General features: G+C 73.6%; 21 protein-coding genes. 7 read left to right on the top strand and 14 right to left on the bottom strand.

Annotated features, from left to right (window positions below):
• Position 1: 1 nt before the first annotated feature.
• Complete coding sequence (locus tag M8C13_RS35735) at positions 2 to 1195, bottom strand: 5-(carboxyamino)imidazole ribonucleotide synthase (RefSeq protein ID WP_252485208.1); 1194 nt, start codon at positions 1193 to 1195, stop codon at positions 2 to 4.
• 30 nt (positions 1196 to 1225) lie between these two features.
• Complete coding sequence (locus M8C13_RS35730; RefSeq protein WP_252485207.1) at positions 1226 to 2053, bottom strand: GGDEF domain-containing protein; 828 nt, start codon at positions 2051 to 2053, stop codon at positions 1226 to 1228.
• Positions 2054 to 2201: 148 nt separating this feature from the next.
• Between M8C13_RS35730 and M8C13_RS35725 the strand changes: the two genes are divergently transcribed.
• From M8C13_RS35725 to M8C13_RS35715, 3 genes are all read left to right on the top strand, one after another.
• Positions 2202 to 4460 carry a sigma-70 family RNA polymerase sigma factor gene (locus tag M8C13_RS35725; protein WP_252485206.1) on the top strand — a complete coding sequence of 753 codons (2259 nt, stop codon included), beginning with the start codon at positions 2202 to 2204 and terminating at the stop codon, positions 4458 to 4460.
• Positions 4461 to 4574: 114 nt separating this feature from the next.
• A complete protein-coding gene (locus tag M8C13_RS35720; RefSeq protein ID WP_252485205.1) occupies positions 4575 to 5162 on the top strand; it encodes a GtrA family protein in 588 nt (195 codons plus the stop codon).
• Between the two features lie 36 nt (positions 5163 to 5198).
• Entirely contained in the window at positions 5199 to 5837 is a 639-nt protein-coding gene (locus M8C13_RS35715) for a GtrA family protein (RefSeq protein ID WP_374213266.1), read from the top strand.
• Between the two features lie 647 nt (positions 5838 to 6484).
• Here M8C13_RS35715 and M8C13_RS35710 read toward each other — a convergent pair.
• Positions 6485 to 7762, bottom strand: a complete 1278-nt coding sequence (locus tag M8C13_RS35710; protein ID WP_252485204.1) for an ATP-binding protein — start codon at positions 7760 to 7762, stop codon at positions 6485 to 6487.
• Positions 7763 to 7777: 15 nt separating this feature from the next.
• Positions 7778 to 8452 carry a response regulator transcription factor gene (locus M8C13_RS35705; RefSeq protein WP_252485203.1) on the bottom strand — a complete coding sequence of 225 codons (675 nt, stop codon included), beginning with the start codon at positions 8450 to 8452 and terminating at the stop codon, positions 7778 to 7780.
• 17 nt (positions 8453 to 8469) lie between these two features.
• Between M8C13_RS35705 and hisN the strand changes: the two genes are divergently transcribed.
• On the top strand, positions 8470 to 9261 hold the full coding sequence (gene hisN, locus M8C13_RS35700) for a histidinol-phosphatase (RefSeq protein ID WP_252485241.1): 792 nt from the start codon (positions 8470 to 8472) through the stop codon (positions 9259 to 9261).
• Positions 9262 to 9466: 205 nt separating this feature from the next.
• On the opposite strand, the gene M8C13_RS35695 is transcribed toward hisN, so the two are convergent.
• The 4 genes from M8C13_RS35695 to M8C13_RS35680 are packed head-to-tail and all read right to left on the bottom strand — an operon-like array spanning position 9467 to position 12720.
• Positions 9467 to 9748, bottom strand: coding sequence for a hypothetical protein (locus M8C13_RS35695; RefSeq protein WP_252485202.1), 282 nt, complete (start codon positions 9746 to 9748; stop codon positions 9467 to 9469).
• Positions 9745 to 11946, bottom strand: a complete 2202-nt coding sequence (locus M8C13_RS35690) for a glycohydrolase toxin TNT-related protein (protein WP_252485201.1) — start codon at positions 11944 to 11946, stop codon at positions 9745 to 9747. Before M8C13_RS35690 ends, M8C13_RS35695 begins: the two co-directional genes overlap by 4 nt.
• Positions 11947 to 11983: 37 nt before the next feature.
• On the bottom strand, positions 11984 to 12292 hold the full coding sequence (locus tag M8C13_RS35685; protein WP_252485200.1) for a WXG100 family type VII secretion target: 309 nt from the start codon (positions 12290 to 12292) through the stop codon (positions 11984 to 11986).
• Entirely contained in the window at positions 12289 to 12720 is a 432-nt protein-coding gene (locus tag M8C13_RS35680; RefSeq protein WP_252485199.1) for a YbaB/EbfC family nucleoid-associated protein, read from the bottom strand. Before M8C13_RS35680 ends, M8C13_RS35685 begins: the two co-directional genes overlap by 4 nt.
• 98 nt (positions 12721 to 12818) lie before the next feature.
• On the opposite strand from M8C13_RS35680, the gene M8C13_RS35675 reads away from it, so the two are divergent.
• Together M8C13_RS35675 and selD are read left to right on the top strand one after the other, a co-directional pair.
• Positions 12819 to 13262 (top strand): MaoC/PaaZ C-terminal domain-containing protein, encoded by a 444-nt coding sequence (locus M8C13_RS35675; RefSeq protein WP_252485198.1) that lies wholly within the window; start codon positions 12819 to 12821, stop codon positions 13260 to 13262.
• A complete protein-coding gene (gene selD, locus M8C13_RS35670; protein ID WP_252485197.1) occupies positions 13259 to 14230 on the top strand; it encodes a selenide, water dikinase SelD in 972 nt (323 codons plus the stop codon). The genes M8C13_RS35675 and selD overlap by 4 nt, the downstream gene beginning before the upstream one ends.
• On the opposite strand, the gene M8C13_RS35665 is transcribed toward selD, so the two are convergent.
• The 5 genes from M8C13_RS35665 to M8C13_RS35645 form a co-directional block, all read right to left on the bottom strand.
• On the bottom strand, positions 14203 to 14751 hold the full coding sequence (locus tag M8C13_RS35665; RefSeq protein ID WP_252485196.1) for a hypothetical protein: 549 nt from the start codon (positions 14749 to 14751) through the stop codon (positions 14203 to 14205). The two genes, selD and M8C13_RS35665, sit on opposite strands and share 28 nt — an antisense overlap.
• An 18-nt stretch (positions 14752 to 14769) precedes the next feature.
• The gene (locus M8C13_RS35660; RefSeq protein WP_252485195.1) at positions 14770 to 14934 is read right to left on the bottom strand and encodes a hypothetical protein; all 165 of its coding nucleotides are present in this window, start codon (positions 14932 to 14934) and stop codon (positions 14770 to 14772) included.
• Positions 14935 to 15060: 126 nt separating this feature from the next.
• Entirely contained in the window at positions 15061 to 15588 is a 528-nt protein-coding gene (locus M8C13_RS35655) for a hypothetical protein (RefSeq protein ID WP_252485194.1), read from the bottom strand.
• The gene (locus M8C13_RS35650; protein ID WP_252485193.1) at positions 15585 to 16067 is read right to left on the bottom strand and encodes a hypothetical protein; all 483 of its coding nucleotides are present in this window, start codon (positions 16065 to 16067) and stop codon (positions 15585 to 15587) included. The genes M8C13_RS35655 and M8C13_RS35650 overlap by 4 nt, the downstream gene beginning before the upstream one ends.
• Positions 16067 to 16765 (bottom strand): hypothetical protein, encoded by a 699-nt coding sequence (locus M8C13_RS35645; protein WP_252485192.1) that lies wholly within the window; start codon positions 16763 to 16765, stop codon positions 16067 to 16069. The genes M8C13_RS35650 and M8C13_RS35645 overlap by 1 nt, the downstream gene beginning before the upstream one ends.
• Positions 16766 to 16984: 219 nt before the next feature.
• Here M8C13_RS35645 and M8C13_RS35640 point away from each other — a divergent pair, with 219 nt between their 5' ends.
• Positions 16985 to 19699, top strand: coding sequence for an AAA family ATPase (locus M8C13_RS35640; protein WP_252485191.1), 2715 nt, complete (start codon positions 16985 to 16987; stop codon positions 19697 to 19699).
• Here the strand turns inward: M8C13_RS35640 and M8C13_RS35635 are convergent.
• Positions 19668 to 20327 carry an adenosylcobinamide amidohydrolase gene (locus M8C13_RS35635; RefSeq protein WP_252485190.1) on the bottom strand — a complete coding sequence of 220 codons (660 nt, stop codon included), beginning with the start codon at positions 20325 to 20327 and terminating at the stop codon, positions 19668 to 19670. The genes M8C13_RS35640 and M8C13_RS35635 overlap by 32 nt on opposite strands.
• Positions 20328 to 20336 lie beyond the last annotated feature (9 nt).

Genomic DNA, 20336 nt, shown 5'->3' with positions numbered 1-20336 from the left:
GTCAGTTCCCTCCGTGCACGTCGTATCCGTCGGTCCACTCGGCGTGCGAGAGCCAGTGCGCGGCCAGGGTGGCCCGCCTGCGCGTCTCGGCCATGTCCTGGCCGAGCACGTTCACGTGCCCGACTTTGCGGCCGGGCCGCTCCGCCTTGCCGTACAGGTGCACCCGCGCCTCCGGGAACCGGGCGAACAGGTGGTGGATCCGCTCGTCGACGCCCATCGACGGCGGGGCGGGCGCGCCCAGCACGTTGGCCATCACCACCGCGGGGGCCTTGAGGTCGGTCAGGCCCAGCGGGTAGTCCAGCACCGCGCGCACGTGCTGCTCGAACTGGGAGGTGCCTGCCCCGTCCATGGTCCAGTGGCCGGAGTTGTGCGGGCGCATGGCCAGCTCGTTGACCAGCACGCCGTCCGCGGTCTCGAACAGCTCCACCGCGAGCACGCCGACCACGCCCAGCTCGGCGGCGATCCGCAGCGCCAACTCCTGGATCCGCTGGGCCAGCTCCGGCGCCAGGTCGGGGGCGGGGGCGAGCACCTCGACGCAGATGCCCTCGGACTGCACGGTCTGCACCACCGGCCAGGCCGCGCCCTGCCCGAACGGCGAGCGGGCGATCAGCGCGGCCAGCTCGCGGCGCATCGGCACGCACTGCTCGACCATCAGCGGGGTGCGCGCGGCCAGCAGCTCGGTGACCACCCGCTCGGCGCTCTGCGGGGTGTTGAGCATCCACACCCCGCGCCCGTCGTAGCCGCCGCGGATGGCCTTGAGCACGCACGGCCAGCCGTGCTCGGCGCCGAAGCGCAGCACGTCGGCGACCTCGAAGACCTCGGTGAACGGCGGCACCGGGAGGTCCAGCTCGCGCAGCTTGAGCCGCATCTTGAGCTTGTCCTGGGCGTAGATCAGCGCGTCCGGGCCGGGGTGCACGGTGACGTCCTCGGCGACCAGCGCGTGCAGGTGCCCGGCAGGCACGTGCTCGTGGTCGAAGGTCAGCACCTCGCAGCCCTTGGCGAAGCGGCGCAGGGCTTCAAGATCGGTGTGCGTGCCGATCTGCACGTCCCGCGCGACGAGTGCGGCGGGATCGGCTTCGGAGACGGCGAGCACCCGCAACGACTGACCGAGGGCGATCGCCGCCTGGTGGGTCATCCGCGCGAGCTGTCCGCCGCCGACCATGCCAACTACTGGGGTGCCGGTTCGGGGGTCCACGGGCAGGTCAGCCTAGTGCAGCGGGGCAGGTCAGCCGCGACCGAGGTGGTTGACGAGGTCGCAGGCGGCCTGATGGGTCGGCGGCAGCCCCTCCAGCCACACCCGCAGCGACACCGTGCCCTCCAGATCCGGGTCGGCGGCCAACCGTTGCTCCACCAACCAGCGGGCGGTGGCCAGTCTCAAAGGTAATCTTTGATCACGTGGAGTGAGCACTGCGCCGACTGAGGGACCCACAACAGCCAGGGTCTCGCCCCGGTTGAACACCAGGCGTAACACGTCGGCGACCAGCACCATGGCCACCACCCGGGACCAGCCGGTGGCCTGGCTCAGGTCCACCGCGACCATGGCCAGCACGTGCCGCTCCTCGGTCCGCTGCCCCGCCGCGGTCGCCTCGTGGTAGACCTCGCGAAGTCGTGTGCGCAGGTAGGAGGGGGTGGCCAGGCCGGTGAGGCCGTCGGTGGCCTCGGCCGTGGTGACCCGGCCAGCCATCTCCTCGGCCCAGCCGAGCGCGACCACCCGCAACAACCGGGCCGGCACCGCGTCCGGGTCGGCGGAGACGATGCCGTCCCGGCCGGACGGGCTCTCCAGCACCGCGTGCAGGGCGGCCAGGTCCTGCAGGGTCTCGGCCAGGCTGGCGCCCGCCTCTGCCCGGCGGTGACCCAGTCTGATCAGGGCGGATGCCACGTCACCGTGCTCGACCACGGCCCGGCAGACCGCGTCCACCTCGGGCAGCGTCCAGTCCGCGGGGAAGGGCCAGCCGGCGGCCAGGCTCGCGGTCCGCCACCGCGAGCGCAGTGCACGCAGGTCCGCGTCGCTGCCACCGCGGCTGGGCCGGGGCGCCACCTCACGCACACTCACGCTCGATCGGTCTCCTTCTCGAAAGGCCCTGTTCTTGCTCCGATGCGGTGACGCGCCAGCCACCAGTTCGTGACGCCGTTCGAGGTGACGAAGCACAAACCGTTCCGTCACACTGAGCGAGCACACCAGGTGAGGACATGGAGCAGGCGTGGCAACGGTTCAGGACGAGGTACAGGGTCCCAGTGACGCCGAGCTCATCGACTCGGTGCGCTCGGGGTCGATGGACGCCTACGCCCTGTTGTACGAGCGGCATGTGGCCGCCGCCTACAACCTGGCCCGCCAGATGTCCCGCTCGCCTGCCGAGGCCGATGACCTGGTCTCGGACGCCTTCGCCAAGGTCCTGGACACGCTGCGGGCGGGCAAGGGGCCAGACGCGGCCTTCCGCGCCTACCTGCTGACCGCGTTGCGGCACAACGCCTACGACCGGTCCCGCCGGGAGAAGAAGGTCCAGGTCTCCGACGACGTGGCCGCCTTCGACGCCGGGGTGCCGTTCACCGACACCGCGGTCGCCGGGCTGGAGAAGACCTTGGCGGCCAAGGCCTTCGCCCGGCTGCCGGAACGCTGGCAGGCCGTGCTGTGGCACACCGAGGTCGAGCAGCAGTCCCCGGCGGAGATCGCGCCGATCCTGGGCCTGACCGCCAACGGCGTCTCCGCGCTGGCCTACCGGGCGCGCGAGGGCCTGCGCCAGGCCTACCTGCAGGTGCACCTGGACTCGGTGGCCGAGGAGCAGTGCCGGGCCACCGTGGACCGGCTCGGCGCGTGGACCCGCGACGGGCTGTCCAAGCGGGAGACCGCGCAGGTCGAGGCGCACCTGGACACCTGCGTGAGCTGCCGGGCGCTGGCCGCGGAGCTGCACGACGTGAACGGGGCCATGCGGGTCTTCGTCGCCCCGCTGGTGCTCGGCGGCGCGGTCACCGCCTACCTGGCGCTTTCGGCCAGCGCGGCCAAGGCGGCAGGCGCGACCGCGCTGGCGGTCACCGCGGGCGCCGCCGCCGGTGGCGCCGGTGGCGCGGCCGGTGCGGCCAGCTCGGTGCCGAGGCAGTTCGTGGCCACCGGTGCCTCGGCGGCGGCCGTGGTCGCCGCGGTAGCGGTGGCGCTGAGCGCGGCCGAGTCCCCGCAGAGCCCGTCGGTCGCCGCGCCCCCGCCGGTCACCACGACGGTCGCGCCCACCCGGCCCCCGCAGCCGCCACCGCCGCAGCCCACGCCCTCCCAGCCACCGCCCCCGTCACCGCAGCCGCCGCCCCCGAGCAGCCGGCCGACCCCACCCCCGCCGACGACCACGACCCCACCCCCGGCACCGCCACCGGCCCAGCCACCGCCGCCCGCGCCGACCCCGACGCTGTCCGCCTCCGCGCCCAGCGAGCCGGTCCAGCTCACCCCCGGTGGCCCGCCGGTCGACCTGCCGGTGACCGTGCGCAACAGCGGCACCGGGGTGTCCGAGCCGGTCACCGCGGCGCTGAACCTGCCGCCCGGGGTGCTGGCCGAGGTGCCGGGCGCCGGGCAGCGGTTCGCCCGCACCGGGGTGCTGGCCCAGGCGGCGCAGGCGATCGGGATCAGCTGCCAGAGCGGTCCCGGCCGGATCTCCTGCGTGACCGGGCGGGGCTTGGAGCCGGGCGAGTCGGTGACCTTCGGGTTCCGGCTCACCGCGGGGCCGGAGGTGCAGCCGGGGCGGATCACCGGCAGCGTGAACTCGGGCACCAGCATCAACCTGTCGCTGTCCGAGGTGACCGTGCAGGTCAAGCAGAACGACGAGCTGGAGCTGCGCGCGGAGACCTGGAACCACGGCTGGTGGTGGCCGATCCGGATGGACGTCACCGCGACCAACCGGGGCACCAGGGAGGCCCCGCTGACGGTGACCATCGCGCTGCCCGAGCGCACCGTGGCCTTCGCCTGGACCAAGCACTGCCAGGGCAGGGGCAACGTGGTGACCTGCACCGGCAGGCTCAAGCCGGGTCAGCGGGTGGTGTTCCGCACCTGGCTGACCTCCCTGGGCGTGATCAAGGACCAGGCCCAGGTCAGCGGCACCCTGGGCGAGGCCAAGGCGGCGATCACGGTGCCGATCCACATCCGCGACCACCCCGGCGGCCACCCGGTCGACCCGGACCGCCCGCAGGACCCCAGCACGCCACCGGCCACCCCCACCACCACGACCCCGCCGACCACCACCACGACCCCGGCCAAGCCGACCACCACCAGCCGCAAACCCACCCAGACCACCGGCGGCCGCGAGCCGAGCCACTCCGACCGCCCGACCACCCAGCCCCCACCGGCCGCACCCCCGGCGACCAAACCGGTCGAGCCGCCCAAGCCGACCACCCCGGCCCGCACCACGACCTCCGCACCGCCGCCGCCGACGTGCAAGCCCACGCTGCCGCCGTGGCTGTCCTGGCTGCTGCCGGAATGCTGACCCGGCGTGTCCACCGGGAGTGTCGCTGACAAACCCGGCATACCCGGCCGGCAGTTGGTGAACAAGCCACGGGCCGATCGGGGGGTGTGATCGTCGATCTCTACACTCGCCGGGGTGTTCGCAGCCGAAGCCGTGTTCGCCAAGTTGCCCCCGCGCTACCGCGAGTTGATTCGGCGGAACCGGGAGATGTTCCGGTTCGCGGTGGTCGGCAGCGCCACCTTCCTGGTCGACATGGTGGTGATGTACAGCCTGAAGTGGACCATCCTGGACACCAAGCCGGTGACCGCGAGGGCGATCGGCGTGATCGTGGCCACCGTGGTCGGCTACGTGCTCAACCGGGAGTGGTCCTTCCGCACCCGCGGCGGCCGGGAACGCCACCACGAGGCCGCGCTGTACTTCCTGATCAGCGGCGTCGGCGTGGCCCTCAGTTCGGCCCCGATGCTGGTCTCCCGATATGTGCTGTTCCTGTCCGAACCGCACATCAGCTGGGCCGCACAAGAGATCGCGGACTTCGTCAGCGGCCTGATCGTGGGCACCCTGCTGGCCATGGTGTTCCGCTTCTGGGCCTTCCGGAAATTCGTCTTCCCCGCACCCAAGGTCGTCACCAAACCCGAGGTGCACACCATCATCAAGACGGTCAGCGCGCCCCGGCCGGAGAAGCGCCTGGCCACCACGGAGGAGCGGTCCGTTCCGCTGCGCTGAGGCCAGACGGGTGAACGGGATCCGTAGACTGCCGGAGTGGCCGTAGTGGAGACCGTGCTCGGAATGCTGCCGCAGGGCCTGCGGCGGGTCCTGTTGAAGCACCGTGAGCTGTTGAAGTTCGCCTTCGTCGGCGGAACCACCTTCATCATCGACAACGCCGTCTTCTACGGCCTCAAGCTGACCGTGCTGGACACCAAGCCCCTGATCGCCAAGGGCATCGCGGTGCTGGTGGCCACCATCGTCTCCTACGTGCTGAACCGGGAGTGGTCCTTCCGCACCCGCGGCGGGCGGGAGAAACAGCACGAGGCGGCGCTGTACTTCCTGGTCAGCGGCATCGCGGTGGGCATCTACACCGCCCCGCTGGCGTTCTCCCGGTACGTGCTGGACCTGCGGTACCCGGACGTCAGCCTGCTTTCCCAGGAGCTCGGCGACTTCTTCATCGGACAGGTCGGCGGGGTGCTGATCGGGATGCTGTTCCGGTGGTGGGCGTTCCGGAAGTTCGTCTTCCCGGAAGAGGGCGTGCGGCCGAACAAGACTTACGGAACGGTCGTCGTCCAGGCTCCGGTCGTGAACGACGAAATCGTGCCGAACGGGCAGGAAAACGGAAACGGAAAGCCCCGCCACACCGCCCGGAAGCGAAGCGATGAGGACGAAGAGCACCTGGGGCACTCCTAACCAGCGGCGGGGTTCGGGCCTGGGGTGAAAACCCACGAAGAGGGCCTCTCGTCTTCTCCGTACGGCCTGGAGACCGCGCACCGCATCCCGCCGAGCAGACGCTCACAGCAACCGCCGCCAATGCCGATCAGCGTGACGGCGGCTGCTCGGTGGGATGTGGTTCGCTGTCGGAAGGTCGTGCGGAGAAGACGAGAGGTCCTCGAGCACGCTGGGTCTTGAGTCGGCAACCCAAACCCCGCCCCGCAACCTGCTCGTCCCGGCTTTTGACTTGTCAACCCCTCCGGGGGTCTGCCCGTCCGGCGAGGACATTCTTTTCGCTTTTAAAAAAGAAGAAGACAGTGTCCTCGCCGGACGGGCAGACCATCAAAGCAGGGGGAGGATCAAAGGCAGCGAGATGAGTTGCAGACCAGTGCGAGTTTGTGTTGGCGCGCTTTCAGCAGCGTGGGTGGTTCCGCGGGGTCTGGGTGGTTCTGCTTCGACGGCCTTCCAAAACCAAACCAGCCCTGTCAAGCGCCCCGGTCCCAGCCTCCGGTGCGGTTGGCGGCGATGGTGGGGCGCTTGACAGGGCTGGTGTGTTTTTTCCAGGCCGTCGAAGCAGAACCACCCAGACCGGCCGCTCCGTTTGCGATCAAAAGCTCAACCGTCGCTTAGCGGGGACTCGCCTCGGTCGGCCAGCGCAAGTCCGGCACATCGTCCGCTCTTGGCACCGGCAGGAAGATGCTGAACGTCGCCGTCTTCGGCACCGACAGCTCCAGCCGCCCCCCATCGGCCTCCACCAGCGCCCGCGCCAGTGCCAGTCCGACCCCGGTCGACCCGCCGCCGGACACGCCCCGCTCGAAGATGTGCGCGGCCAGGTCCTCCGGTACCCCGGTGCCGCCGTCGGTGACCTCGACCACGACCATCGCGTCGCCGCTGCGGGCGGAGACGTGCACTGTGCCGCCGCCGTGGCGCAGGGCGTTGTCCAGCAGGACGCCCAGGGTTTCGCGGAGGCGGGAGGGGGTGGCTCTGGCCAGTAGGCCTGCTGGGGCGCGCAGGCGGAGGGCTCGGCCGTGTTGCCTGAGGCTGGCTCGCCATTCTTGGACCATGATCGGGAGTTGGGCGGCCAGGTCTACCGGTTCGGCGTCCACCGCTCGGGCGGCGTGGGCGGCGGCGAGGAGTTCGTCCAGGACTGTGGAGAGGCGTTCTGCCTGTTCCAGGGCGGCGTTGGCGTCTTCGGCCGTGGCGCCGTCGGCGTGCATGGCCAGGGACTCCAGGCGGAGCTGCATGGCGGTCAGGCGGCTGCGGAGCTGGTGGGAGACGTCGCCGATGAGTTCTCGCTCGCGTTGCAGGAGCTGGGCCAGGGCCGAGGCGGAGGTGTCCAGGGCCTCGGCGAGCTTGTCCAGCTCGTTGATGCGGTAGCGGCGGGGGTCGGGGCGGAAGTCGCCCGCGCCCAGGCGCGCGGCCCGGTCGGCGACGTGGCGGAGGGGTTCGGCCAGGCGGCGGGCGGTGACCGTGGCGACCGTGGCGCCGATGCCCACCGAGAGGACCACCAGCAGGGTGACCACCCCGGCGACCTCCAGCTGGTCGGTGCGCTTGGGGGCGGCGCTGGCGGCGACCGTCACCTTGCCGTGCTGGGCCATCGGCACGGTTTCGCTCATCTCGTCCGGGCCGGGGCTCACGCCCAGCTCCCGGTCGCCGGAGACCAGGCCGGTGATCCTGATCTGGCCGCCTTCCGGGCGCAGCACCTCGACCGCGGCCAGGTCGATCTGCTGGTGGTCGGCCAGCTGGTTGTCCAGCTGCGCGGCGACCTGCCGGGCCCGGTTGGCCAGGTCCCGGTGGGTGACGTCGTGCACCACCGTTATGGCGGTGTAGCCCAGCGGAAGGCCAAGGGCGACACCCGTCACCGCCACCGCGAGCAGGGTGGACTGCAGGATTCGACGGCGCACCGGCATCCTTCCCGCCTAGTCGCTGTTGAACCGGAACCCGACGCCACGCACGGTGGCGATCCGGCGCTCGGTGTTGCCACCCTGGGTGTCCCCGATCTTGCGGCGCAGCCAGGAGATGTGCATGTCCAGGGTCTTGCTGCCGCGCAGCTCGGGGTCGTTCCAGACCTCTTCCAGGATGTCGTCCCTGCTCACCACCTGGCCCGCGCGCTGCATCAGCACCCGCAGCAGCTCGAACTCCTTGTTCGCCAGGGTCACCTCCTGGCCGTCGACCAGCACCCGGCGGGCGGCCAGGTCCAGCCGCACCCCGCTGGCCTCCAGCGTGCCCGGCGAGCGCCGGCGCAGCAGGGCCCTGATCCGGGCCATCAGCTCGGCCAGGCGGAACGGCTTGGCCACGTAGTCGTCAGCCCCGGCGTCCAGGCCCACCACGAAGTCGACCTCGTCGGCGCGGGCGGTGAGCATGAGCACCGGGATGCCCCGCCCGTTCGCGCGCAGCCTGCGGCAGACCTCAAGCCCGTCCAGCCGGGGCAGGCCCAGGTCCAGCACCAACAGGTCGACCTCGCCGTTGCTGGCCGCCTCCAGCGCGCTGACGCCGTCGGCGACCACGTGCACCGAGTAGCCCTCGCGCTGTAAGGCGCGGGACAACGGTTCGGCGATGGCGGGGTCGTCCTCAGCCAGCAGCACCACACTCACGGCACCAGCCTAGGCTCATCGGCGTGACCACGTATTCCGCGGATCTTGATCTCGCGCTGCGCCTGGCCGACACCGCCGACTCGATCACCCTGGACCGCTTCCGCGCCCGTGACCTGGCCGTGGAACGCAAACCCGACCGGACCCCGGTCACCGACGCCGACCTGGCCGTCGAGGACGCCATCCGGGCCGTGCTCACCACCGAACGCCCGGGTGACGAGGTCGCCGGGGAGGAGCGCGGCGGCACGGACACCGGCGCCGGGCGGGTCTGGGTGCTCGACCCGATCGACGGCACCAAGAACTTCCTGCGCGGCGTGCCCGCCTACGCCACCCTGATCGCCCTGGTCGAGGACGGCCGCCCGGTGGTCGGCGTGATCAGCGCCCCGGCCCTGCACCGCCGCTGGTGGGCCGCCCGCGAGGCCGGGGCCTGGGCCGCGCCCACCGGTGGCGAACCGCAGCGACTGGCCGTCTCCGGCGTGCGCGAGCTGGCTGACGCCTACCTGTCCACCACCCACCTGGGTTCCTGGGTCGAGCACCACTCCAGGGAGGCCTACCTGCGGCTGGTCGACGCCTGCTGGGAGAGCCGGGCCTTCGGCGACTTCTGGCAGCACTGCCTGGTCGCCGAGGGCGTGATCGACCTGGCCGCGGAGGCCATCGTGAACCCGTGGGACGTGGCCGCGGCGCAGGTGCTGGTGGAGGAGGCCGGCGGCCGGTTCACCGACCTGTCCGGCAAGCCCGACTACACCGGCGGCAGCGTGCTGACCAGCAACGGGCTGCTGCACCAGCTCGCGCTGGACCAGCTCGCGCACTGACGGTGGCTCGCTGACGACTCGGAGCCACCTTCCGCGAAAGAGGCGTGGCGCGCCAGCGACACGGCGGGCTCTTCACTGGCGGTGGGGTTGATTTTTCGCGTCGCCTTGTCGTGCGTCCGACGCATCCGAAGCTTGCTTCGCGTGCGGCGGATGCACGACGAGGCGACTCAAGAGCGAAAAATCCCGCGTGCGGAGCACGCCAATGTCACGGCACCTGCTGCATGACCCCGAGCGCGCCCCGGCTGACCTGCGCCCAGGTCAGTCGCCCAAACAGGTAGAAACAGGCCACCTGTTCGTTGGAGAACCTGGCCCAGTCGTACCGGTTGCCCTGTTCGCGCCAGAAGACCTCCCAGCCGAACTGGCCCTCCTCGTCGGCGACCTCGTCGCGCAGCAGGCACCACGCGTTGTCGGCCTCCGCGCCGATGGACACCACCTGCGGCGGCACCCCCAGCGCGCGCAGCCACTCACCGATCGACTCCGCGTTCACGCGTTCGTGTCCTCTCCCACTTCGACCAGGAAACCCAGGGCAACAAGCTCGGCGGCGGCGTGCGTGGTGCGGAACCGGATGCCGCCGCCCGCCTGACCGAACCACGGCGCGGCCACCGTGCGCCACACCGGCAGCTCGCGGGCCACCCGGAACCGGTGGTAGCCGTGGCCGATCAGCTCCGGGGGCAGGCCGCGCTCGGCGAACGGGGTGCCGTCCACCGCGAACACCCGGCCGTCCCTGGGACCGAAGCGGTCCAGCATCGAACCGACGGAGAGCACGATCGGCTCCGCGCCGTCCGGGTCGACCCCGCCCTCCGGGCACAGCTCGGCAGGCGGCCAGGCGTACTCGGCGGCGCGCTCCGGCGTGGCCGGGCGGGCCAGGAACCGGCGGTCCCACTCGCGTTCGTGCTGGCCGCCGAGCGGGTCGTAGTCCGGGACCAGGGCGAGCACGGCCGGGTGGTCGGGGGCCAGGCCGGGGGTGCGCGGCACCGGGGCCACCGGGTAGCCGGTGATCAGCTCGGAGCGGGGGTGGTCGTGCGGCGGGAAGCGCAGTCCGGCCGCGTAGTCCAGCTCGGCGCGCGGGCGGGGCAGCTGGCGGGCCGGGCGGTTGGTCGGCCTCGGCATGTGCCCCAGCGGGAACAGGTGCACCAGGAACAGCGCCAGCTCGTCGTCCTTGCGGGTGGGCAGCGACAGCTTGGCCGGCGCCACCGGGCGGTCCGGCTCGACCACCGGCGCGACTCCCGGCGCCATCTCCAGGTAGCCGGCGCCGGGGCGGACCCCGCGCCAGTCCTTGTTCGGGCCGAACCCGGCGTCCATGCCGACACCGCCCCGGCCGCCGTGCACCGGCACCGGGGCGACCCCGGCCGCGCCACCGGCGGCGGCGGCCGCGCCCGCGGGCGCGTGCGGGGCGGCGGCCGCGGCGTGGCCGGGTGCGGCGACCGGCGGGGCCGCGGGCGGCGCGGCGGGCGGGGGTGCGGCGGGCGGCGGTGCGAACGGCGTGCCCGGCTGGCCGGGGCCGAACTGCTGGAAGCTGGGCGGCGGCGCGGCCGGTGGCGGCGCGACCGGCGGCGGGGCCGCTGGCGGACCGGCGACCGGCTCGGGCGCGCCCGCGAAGGACAGCCGGACCTCGTTCGGGCCCGGTCCCTGGCGCATCGGCGGGGTCGGGGTGGGGTCGTAGTAGACCGGCGGGGGCGGCGCGGGCTGGTGCCGGGGCAGCTCGATCGGACCGGTCTGCGGAGATGGGTCGTGGTAGTACGGCGGCGGCGCGTTGTGGCCCGGCTGCGGACCGAAGGACGGCCCCGGGTGGTCCCCTGCCCTGCCCGGCGGCTCCGGCTGGCGGGGGTCCGGTGGCAGCGCGGGCTGGGTGCCGGGCGCGGCGGCCGGTGGCAGCGTCGGCTGGGTGCCGGGCGCGCCGGAAGGAGCGCCCGCGCCGCCGATGGGCTCGCCGGTGACCGGGTCGTACTGCGGCAGCGTGCCTGCGTCCACCGGCTGGTTGGTGCGCAGGTCGATGAGCTGCCCGGTCTGCGGGTCGCGCATGTAGTTACCGGCCTGGCCGACCAGGTTGCCGGTGTCCGGGTCGATCAGGCGGCCGGTCTTCGGGTCCATCGGCATGCCGGTGGCCGGGTCGATCGGGTAGCCGGTGCCGGGGTCGACCGCGCCGGGCCCGGTGACCGGGTGCACGTCGTTGTCCACCGAGATCCCGCTGGTGCTGCGCACCGCGGTCTCCAGCGCGTCGGTCAGCTGGGTCAGGTTGGCCAGCACGCCGGCCGCCAGCGAGCTGCGCGAGGCCAGCGCCTCCCGGCCGCCCTCCTCCGCGAGCAGCTGGGCCACGTCCTCCTGCTTGGCCAGCTTCACCAGCTCGGCGACGATCTTGGACTTGGTCGCCTCGATCTGGCCGGCCGCGTGCTCCAGCCGCTGCGCCGCCTCCAGGCAACCCTTGGCGGTCAACGGCATCCGGCCGTCGTCGGCGGCCACGAACCCGTTCCACTGCCGCCGGGCGCCGTCGGCCGCGCGGCCCTTCGCACCGGTCAGCGCGTGCTGGGCGACCGCGTCGGTCTCGGTGGACAGCCGGGTGACCCCGTCACCGGCGGTGCGCCACGCCTTGGCCGCCTCGCGCATCTTGTCCTCGTCGGCCTGTGGCCAGCGCACGTTCAGCGCGGTGGCGATCTGCGCCAGTTCCGGCGGCAGTTCGATACCCATACGTCCTCTCCCCGACTTCCCCGACTCGCCAAGCCCGTCAGCTCCGGCGCAGCCCCAGCTCGTTGTCCTGCTCGGTGCTCCGGTACTCCTCGGCGGTCCTGGCGAACTTGCCGCCGACCTCGGCCAGCTCGCCGGGCAGCTCGCCGAGCCGCTGCTGGGTCTTGGTCGCCCCTGGCACGTGCGTCCTGGCGAAGCTGCGGCCCACCGCGTCCGAGCCCCAGCACTCGCCGAGCTCGGCCAGCTTCGCGGTCAGCGCCTTGGCGATCGCGTCGGCCCGCTCGCGGTAGTCGTCGAAGTCGCCGGCGGCCCGGCTGAGCCGCTCGTGTTCGGTCCGGAACCCGCTCACCGCTCGCCTCCCGCACGCAGCCAGTTCTGCTGTTCGAAGTCCTCATCGGCCTGCCGCGCCCGCAGGTTCAGCTCCCCCGTGGTGAGGTCGCCGCTGCCGTCCAGCACGGCCTGCGGATCGGCGTCGGCGGGCAGCAGCGGGGCGAGCGCGCGCTGGGCGCTGGCCGCGGCCAGCTCAGCCGCCGCGGCGGTCACCTCCAGCACCAGCGCGGCCAGCTCAGCGGCCCGGTAGCGCTGGTAGGCCTGCTCGGTGATGCGCAGGTCGAGCAGGGCGCCGCGCGGCCCGACGGTCACCGTGACCACGCCGTCCTCGCTGCTGGCACTCTCCCTGACCTCGCGGAAGGCGCGCTGCACGGTGCCGAGCTGGTCGCGGCTGCGCCGGTAGTCGGCGATCAGTTCGGCCACCTGGGCCTTGTGGTCGGTCGGCACGAGACCTCCATGGGTGGGACGCAGGTCACCCCTTTGACGGCCGAACGCCCCACCCGGTTCCCCTCGTTCCGGGTGAATTCGGTGCGACGATCATTGACATGGTGGCCATCGCGTACGAGGACCTCACTCCCGGACGGATCATCCCACTCGGGCAGATCGTGATCGACAAGGACGAGATGCTGGCCTTCGCCGAGCGCTTCGACCCGCAGCCCTTCCACCTGGACGAGGCGGCGGGGGCGGCCTCGGTGCTGGGCGGGCTGTGCGCCTCCGGCTGGTTCACCGGCTCGCTGTGGATGCGGTCCTACGTGGACCACGTGCTGGCCGGGTCCACCTCGCAGGGCTCGCCCGGCCTCACCGAGTTGTCCTGGACCAAGCCGGTGTTCCCCGGTGACACGCTGCGCAGCGAGCTGGAGGTGGTCTCCGCGCGCCGGTCGGCCAGCCGCGAGGGGCTCGGCTTGGTGCAGATGATCGGCCGGTTGTACCGCGGCGAGGACCTGGTCATGCGGGCCGCCTTCACCGGCATGTTCGGCACCAGGTCGTGAGGCTCACCGAGTACGCCCGCGGCGGCGGCTGCGCCTGCAAGATCCCGCCCGGCGAGCTTGAACCGCTGCTGACCGGTTTAACCGGTGCGCAACCGGACTTAGTGGTGGGCGCGGAGAACGGCGACGACGCGGCGGTGCGCAGGCTCGATGACACCCGGGGCCTGGTGCTGACCACCGACTTCTTCACCCCGGTGGTGGACGACGCGGCGGACTGGGGCCGGATCGCGGCGGCCAACGCGCTCTCCGACGTCTACGCGATGGGCGGCCGCCCGGTGCTGGCGGTGAACCTGCTGGCCTGGCCGCGCGAGCTGCTGCCGATGGAGCTGGCCGCCGAGGTGCTGCGCGGCGGCGCGGAGGTCGCCACGCGGGCCGGTTGCCCGATCGGCGGTGGGCACAGCATCGACGACGCCGACCCCAAGTACGGGCTCGCGGTGACCGGGCTGGTCGAGCTGGACCGCATGCTGCGCAACGACGCCGGGCGGCCCGGCCTGCCGCTGTCGCTGACCAAGCCACTGGGCACCGGGGTGCTCAACACCCGGCACAAGCGCACCGGCGAGGTCTTCCCGGAGGCCATCGCCACCATGATCACGCTGAACGACCGGGCCGCCGAGGCCGCGGTGGCCGCGGGCGCCCGGTGCGCCACCGACGTGACCGGCTTCGGCCTGCTCGGCCACCTGCACAAGCTGGCCCGCGCCAGCGGCGTCACCGCGGTGCTGGACCCGAAGGCGGTGCCCTACCTGGACGGAGCGCGCGCCGCCGCCGAGGCCGGGTTCGTCAGCGGCGGCACCCGGCGCAACCTGGACTGGGTGCGCCCGCACGCCGAGCTGGCCGGACTGTCCGAAGTGGACGCTCTGCTGCTGGCCGACGCGCAGACCTCCGGCGGCCTGCTGGTCGCGGGCGAGGTGCCCGGCGCGCCGGTGATCGGCGAGCTGGTGCCTGCTCAGGGACCGACGATCACGCTGGCCTGAGCCAGCGCGAAGGCCAGGCAGAGCAGCGCGGCCAGCAGCCGGGAATGCCGCAACCAGGCCGCGTCCCAGGTACCGGGCGGACCGTGCCGCAGGACCCCGAAGGTCATCACGGCCCGCCCGGACCCGAACGCCAGCCCCGCGAGCAGCGCGGGCCCCGGGCCGGCGAAGAACGCGACCAGTGGCAGCAACGCGTAGGGCAGGCCGCTGGTCACGTAGGTGCGCATGCCGGTGCCCATCTCCAGTCCGAACTGCAGCGGGCCGAACACCGGGCCGTGCCGGAACACCGTCTCCGGCACCAGCCGCGCGTTCTGCGGCAACGGAAAGCGCAACAGCCCGAACTCCCGCGCCACCAACACCGCCAGCCAGGCGCAGACCAGCCCGGACACCAGGAGCGGCGGCATCAGCGGACGCAGCACCGAGCCGAGCAGCAGCACCCCGAAGGCGCTCAGCACCCCGCCGAGCAACAGTCCCCCCGCGAACGCGAAGGGCGCGACACCCCGCCAGACCGGCGAGCTCAGCACCGCGGCTGAGTTCCGGCTTCAGGTGGAGCCGCTGACCGCGAAACCGGCGGTGGCGCCGAGCACCAGCCAGGACCAGCCGGGGCCGCCGGGGTCGAGCACGATCCCGGCCAGCGCGGCCAGGACGAGGAAGGCGGCGGTGGTGAGCGGGTGCCAGCGGCGGGCCGCCCGGTCAGCGGAGGTCACGGGCGACCCTCGGACCGGCTGCGGCGAGCGTCCGGCGCGCCGGACCAGTGGCGGCCACTGGCGCGCTCACCGAGCCAGCAGCAGCCGACGTCCCGCACACCGGGCCAGCGACGGTCAGCTTCCCGCTCATCGCACCAGTGCGCGGCAGATCGTGAAGTAGGTATTCGTCGTACCGCTCCTGGTCACCGTGAGGTTTCCGTCCGAGCACCGGTACACCCGGCCGTCGGGCGTGCGCCACTTCCACGCGTTCTTGCCGTTGCAGGAGCTGCTCACCGTGCCGTAGGTCTGCCCGCCCTCGGTGTCCGCGCGGTGCCAGCCGTTCGCGCAGTACTCGCTGGAGCGGAACTCGCCGCCGAAGCAGGCCGCGGGCGCGGTGCGGTACCGGCCGCCGGTGTCCGGGGACTCGTAGTAGCCGCCCGGGTAGGCGTCCTTGCAGTCGTTGCGGTCCCAGCCTTCCAGGCCGCCGGGGCCGGTGTCCGCGCTCGCGGTGCGCCAGGTCAGCGACAGTGTGCCCAGGGTCAGCGCGGACAGTGCGACGCCGCGCAGCACGCCGCGGCGGCTGGCCCTGGTGTCCAGGGCGCGCAGGCCGGCGGTGGCGGGGTAGGTGGCCGGGGTGGCGTCGGCGGGTGGGATGTGGTCCAGGCTGAGCGTCATGACGGCTGCCTTTCCGGGGTGTGCAGCGCGCGGCGGACCTCCGCGGCGGTGGTGGGCAGGACCAGGGAGTCGATCCGGCCGTCGGCGGTCACCGACAGCAGCATCGGCGGGTTGAGGTGGGCCAGGGCCTGCCAGGCCGCGCGGTCGGTGACCAGCTCCACGGTCGCGGGCAGGTCCGGCCAGGCGTCGGCTTCCTCGTAGGTGAGCAGCACCGGGCGGGCGGCGTGCCGGGCCAGTTCGGCGGCGGCGAACTGGCACAGCGGGCAGCCGGAGTCGGCGACCAGCACCGTGCGCGGGCCGTCGAAGCGGGCGGTGACCGAGCCGGGCAGGCGCAGTTCGGCCAGGTCCGCGCCGGTGGCCTGGCGGGCGGTGAGCTGACGGCGGAGCAGCCGCAGCTCGCGCAGCACCGCGGCCAGGCCCAGGTACAGCAGCGCGATCGCCAGCCAGGCCAGGATCAACAGGGCGAGCACCGGGTCCATCAGTGACCGGCCCAGGCCACGTCGAGTCCGGCCACCCAGTCGAGCAGCTCATCGGTGCTCGCCCCGGTGTCCCGGCTCAGCTGCACCTCGGCCGCGCCGCGCAGGCCGGCCAGCACGAACAGGTAGTCCCTGGCGTCCGGGGAACCTTTCCGGCCGGGCAGCGCCAGCCGCCACAGCTCGCCGCCGGGGGTGGCCGCGCCGCGGTGCTTGGGCAGCACCTGGCGGGCGGTCTCCGGGCCGGGGATGGTCACCGTGCCGCGACCGTGCACGGTGAGCGTGATCCGCTCCAGCACCTGCCCGACCGCGGCGCGCACCCTCAGCCCCTCCGGCCGGTCGTCCAGGTCCAGGCCGCTGAACAGCGCGAGCAGGGTCTCCCGGCTCGGCGCCGGGCCGCTGAAGACGGTGAGCAGCTCGTGGAAGGGACCGAGCCAGCTGACCACGGTGGTGTCGCCGTCCGCGGTGGCCGAGGCGAGGACCTCCCGCCCGGCGGCCGGGAACCGGTGCGCCGCGGTGGCGGGCAGCACCTCCCGGCAGGCGAACTCGTGGTAGCCGCGCGGGCCGATCTGGAAGCCCCGGCTGTACACGCCACCGGCGAAGCGCACCTCCGCGGCGACCGAGGTCACCCTGGCCGCGTCCGGCAGCCGCACGGTCACCGCCCGCCCGCTCGGGCCGCGCAGGCGCAGTGTTGATCCGGCCACTTCGGACCTCCCCGTTCACTCAACCGTGGTCGCTCGTTCGTTTCCGTTGCCGAGCCTGCTCATCGAACGAACCCCCGGCCTCTCGGCAGGGTCCGAAAGGTTTGTGGTTCGCCGTGCTCCCGGTAGGACAGATCACGGGGGGTATCGCTCAATCGGGTCAACCTGAGTGAGGATCGGGCGACCATGCTGAAGGCGACCCGTGAAGAGAAAGAGGAGTGGGTGGATCTCGTCGGACGTGCGGTCGAGCTGAACGCGGTCGACGAGCTGCTCTCCCTGGCGCACTCCGGCCACGGGACCAGCGCGCTGCTGCGCGGCCCTGCCGGGGCCGGCAAGAGCGCTCTGCTGCGGGCGGTGCTGGCCCGCGCGCGGGCCGCGGGCGACCTGGTGCTGGCCGCGAGCGCGGACCGCTGGGAGGCGGACTTCCCGTTGTGCCTGCTGCGTCAGCTGTTCTCCGAACGTTTGCTCAGCAATGAACTCGACTGGGGCAGGCAGCTGACCTCGGTGAGCGCGGGCGGCCGGGCCGGCGTGCCCGCGGCCGCGGTGCGCTCGCTGGGCAGGCACGAGACCCGCTACCTGCCCTATGACGCGGTGGAGGAGCTGTACCGGGTCGCGGTCGGGCTCAGCGAGCAGCGGCCGCTGGTGATCGCGGTGGACGACCTGCACTGGGCGGACGCGGCCTCGGCCCGCTGGCTGGCCTACCTGCTGCGCCGGATCGGCGGCGAACGGGTGCTGGTGCTGGGCACCACCGCGCCCGCCGACGTCTGGCCCGCCGACCTGGCCGGCCGGTTCGCCCACCACATCGTCCTGGACGGACTGTCCATCCCGGACGTGACCACGATTGCGGGCGCGGTGCTCGGCGTGCCGGTGGCCGAGGGCGTCGGCGCGGCCTGCCACGCGGCCACCGCGGGCAACCCGTTCCTGGTGCACGCGTTGCTGCGCGGGCTGCGGCAGTCCGGCACGCCGCCGACGGTGAGCACGGTGCGCGCGTTGCTGGAGCGCCCGCCAGGGGAGATCGTGAGCTGGCTGCGGCTGGTGCTGGCCGAGCTGGCACCGGGCGCCAGCGAGCTGGCCGGGACGCTGGCCACCCTGGGCGAGGAGGTCGAGCTGGACCTGGCCGGGGCCATCCGCGGCCTGCCTGCCGACCGGGCCGCGCGGCTGGCCGACGCGCTCACCGAGGCCGGGCTGCTGCGCTGGCGCGGTGACCAGGTGGCGCTGCGGCAGCCGCTGGTGCGGGCCGCCGCGGCCGCGGACCTGAGCCAGGAGGCGCGCCAGCACGTGCACGGTGGCGCGGCCCGGCTGCTGCACGCGCGCGGCGCGGGCGCGGAGCGGGTGGGCGCGGAGCTGTTGCGGGCCGGGCCGCTCGGCGAGTCCTGGGCGGCGCAGGTGCTGGAGCTGGCCGCCACCGAGGCGGTCGCGGCCGGCCGCACCGGGCACGCGGTGCGCTACCTGCGCGCGGCCCTGCGCGAGCAGCTCGACCACCGGCAGCGGGCCGCGATCCTGGTCCGGCTGGGCTCGGCGCTGAGCCACCTGGACGTGGCGGGCGCGGTGGCCGCGCTGCGCAGGGCGCTGACGGTGAGCGCGGATCCGGTGCAGCGCAAGGAGATCGCCCGCCAGCTGGCCGGGCTGCTGTGCCTGAGCCGCAGGCACGAGGACGGGTTGCGGGTGCTCACCGAGGTGCGCGAGCAGTGCGCCGACCCGGCGGTGGCCGAGGCGCTGCTGGTGGGCGAGGCGCTGCTGGCGCTGCTGCACTCCTCCACCGCGGCCACCCGGTTCACCCCGCAGCCGGAGCGGGAGCTGCCGCCGGTGCTGTGGTGCGTGCGCGCGGTGCTGGCCGGCACCGACCGGGACCGGGTGCACGACTGGGCGCGGGCCTCGCTGGCCCCGGCGACCGCGCTTGCGCTGACCATCGCCGGGGCCAACGAGGCCGCGGCCGGGCAGGCCGAGCTGCTGTTCGAGCAGGCCAGCTCGCCGGCGGACACCGCGTTCGCGCTGGCCGTGCGTACCGAGGTGGGCTACCGGCTGGGCAGGCTCACCCAGTGCCGGGAGGACGCCCGCGCCTGCCTGAACACCCTGGTCCGGTTCGGCCCCCGGTACGCGCACGGCCTGGCGGTGACCGCGGCCACCCGGCTGGCCGACACGCTCGCCGAGACCGGGGACGTGGAGGGCGCGCACCGGCTCTACGAGGAGGTGCTGGCCGCGGACAACCTGCCCGGCGGCCTGGCCGGGGCCTGGCTGCTGGCCGGGCGCGGGCGGCTGCGGATCGCCACCGGCGCCGCGGCCGAGGGCGTGGAGGACCTGCTGTGCGCGGGCCGCAGGCTGGACGCCTGGCGGATGTCCAACCCGGCCGTGGTGCCCTGGCGCTCAGCCGCCGCGATCGGCCTGGCCGCGCTGGGCAGGCTGGGCACGGCCAAGGCGCTGGCCATGGAGGAGCTGGCGCTGGCCCGCTCCTGGGGCAGTCCGCAGGCCATCGGCGCGGCGCTGCGCGTCTCCGGGGTGCTGGCCAGGGGCAGCGCGGCGGTGGAGCTGCTGCGCGAGGCGGCCAGGGTGCTGGCCGAGGCGCAGGCCCCGCTGGAGCAGGCCCGCGCGCTGGCCGACCTGGGCACCGCGCTGCGCAAGACCAACCAGCTGGCCGAGGCCCGCGAGCAGCTGCGGCTGGCCGGGGCGCTGGCCCAGCAGTGCGGGGCGACCGTGGTGGACCGGCGGATCCGGGCCGAGCTGCGGGTCTCCGGCGCGCGGCCGCGGCGGCAGGCGCACAGCGGCCTGGAGTCGCTGACGCCGACCGAGCTGCGGGTGACCAACCTGGCCGCGCTCGGGCTGAGCAACCGGGAGATCGCGGCCCGGCTGTTCGTGGTGCGCCGGACCGTGGAGCTGCACCTGAGCAGCGCCTACCGCAAGCTCGGCATCAGCAGCCGGACCGAGCTCCCCCGGCCCTGAACCTGGCCTGACTGGCCGGAATCCGCAGTCCCTCGGTGATCGCGGTGTGCACCGCGCGGGCCAGCGCCGAGCCGATCAGCGACCTCGGCCCGCCGTAGCGTTCGGCCTCGCCGTCGGCCGGGCAGAGCAGCACGGTGGCGTCGGTGCAGGTGCCGGTGCCCTCGATCCCGTTCTGCGCCAACGCTTGCGCCTTCGCCTCGGCCACCGTGGCCACCGCGTTCACCAGCGCGCCCTCGGTCAGCCGCACCGGTAGCAGGCCCACCACGTTGATGGTGCCCGGCGGCGGCCGCCACACCAGCGGTTCGGCCGAGGCCGCCCACACCGGCTGGCCGACCCCGGTGGTCGCGGTGACCCTGGTCCCTTCGCTCGCGCTGTGCACCGCGTGCCGCACGTCCACCGCGGTCAGCAGCGCGGTGCCGTTGCCGGACAAGCCGATCCGCGCCGCCATCTGTCCACAGTGGACTTCCGGGTCGGTGCGGTCGTAGCCGGTGGGCACGGTGGCGTTGAGCACCCAGTTGCGTTCGCCGATGCCGCCGCCGAGCACCGCGGAGGAGATGGCCAGCCACGGGCGCTCGGTTTTCCAGGCCAGCAACGGGAACCCGTCCAGCCAGTGCGTCTCCGGAGTCACGGTTCGCGG

Source organism: Crossiella sp. SN42, assembly GCF_023897065.1.
In the GTDB taxonomy this organism is placed as follows: domain Bacteria; phylum Actinomycetota; class Actinomycetes; order Mycobacteriales; family Pseudonocardiaceae; genus Crossiella.
This window is presented reverse-complemented; position numbering and strand designations above follow the sequence as displayed.

Coding starts and splice junctions, on each gene's coding strand:
- M8C13_RS35690 (WP_252485201.1), bottom strand. CDS start 11,946: ATGGGTATCGAACTGCCGCCGGAACTGGCGCAGATCGCCACCGCGCTG.
- M8C13_RS35675 (WP_252485198.1), top strand. CDS start 12,819: ATGGTGGCCATCGCGTACGAGGACCTCACTCCCGGACGGATCATCCCA.
- M8C13_RS35655 (WP_252485194.1), bottom strand. CDS start 15,588: ATGACGCTCAGCCTGGACCACATCCCACCCGCCGACGCCACCCCGGCC.
- M8C13_RS35650 (WP_252485193.1), bottom strand. CDS start 16,067: ATGGACCCGGTGCTCGCCCTGTTGATCCTGGCCTGGCTGGCGATCGCG.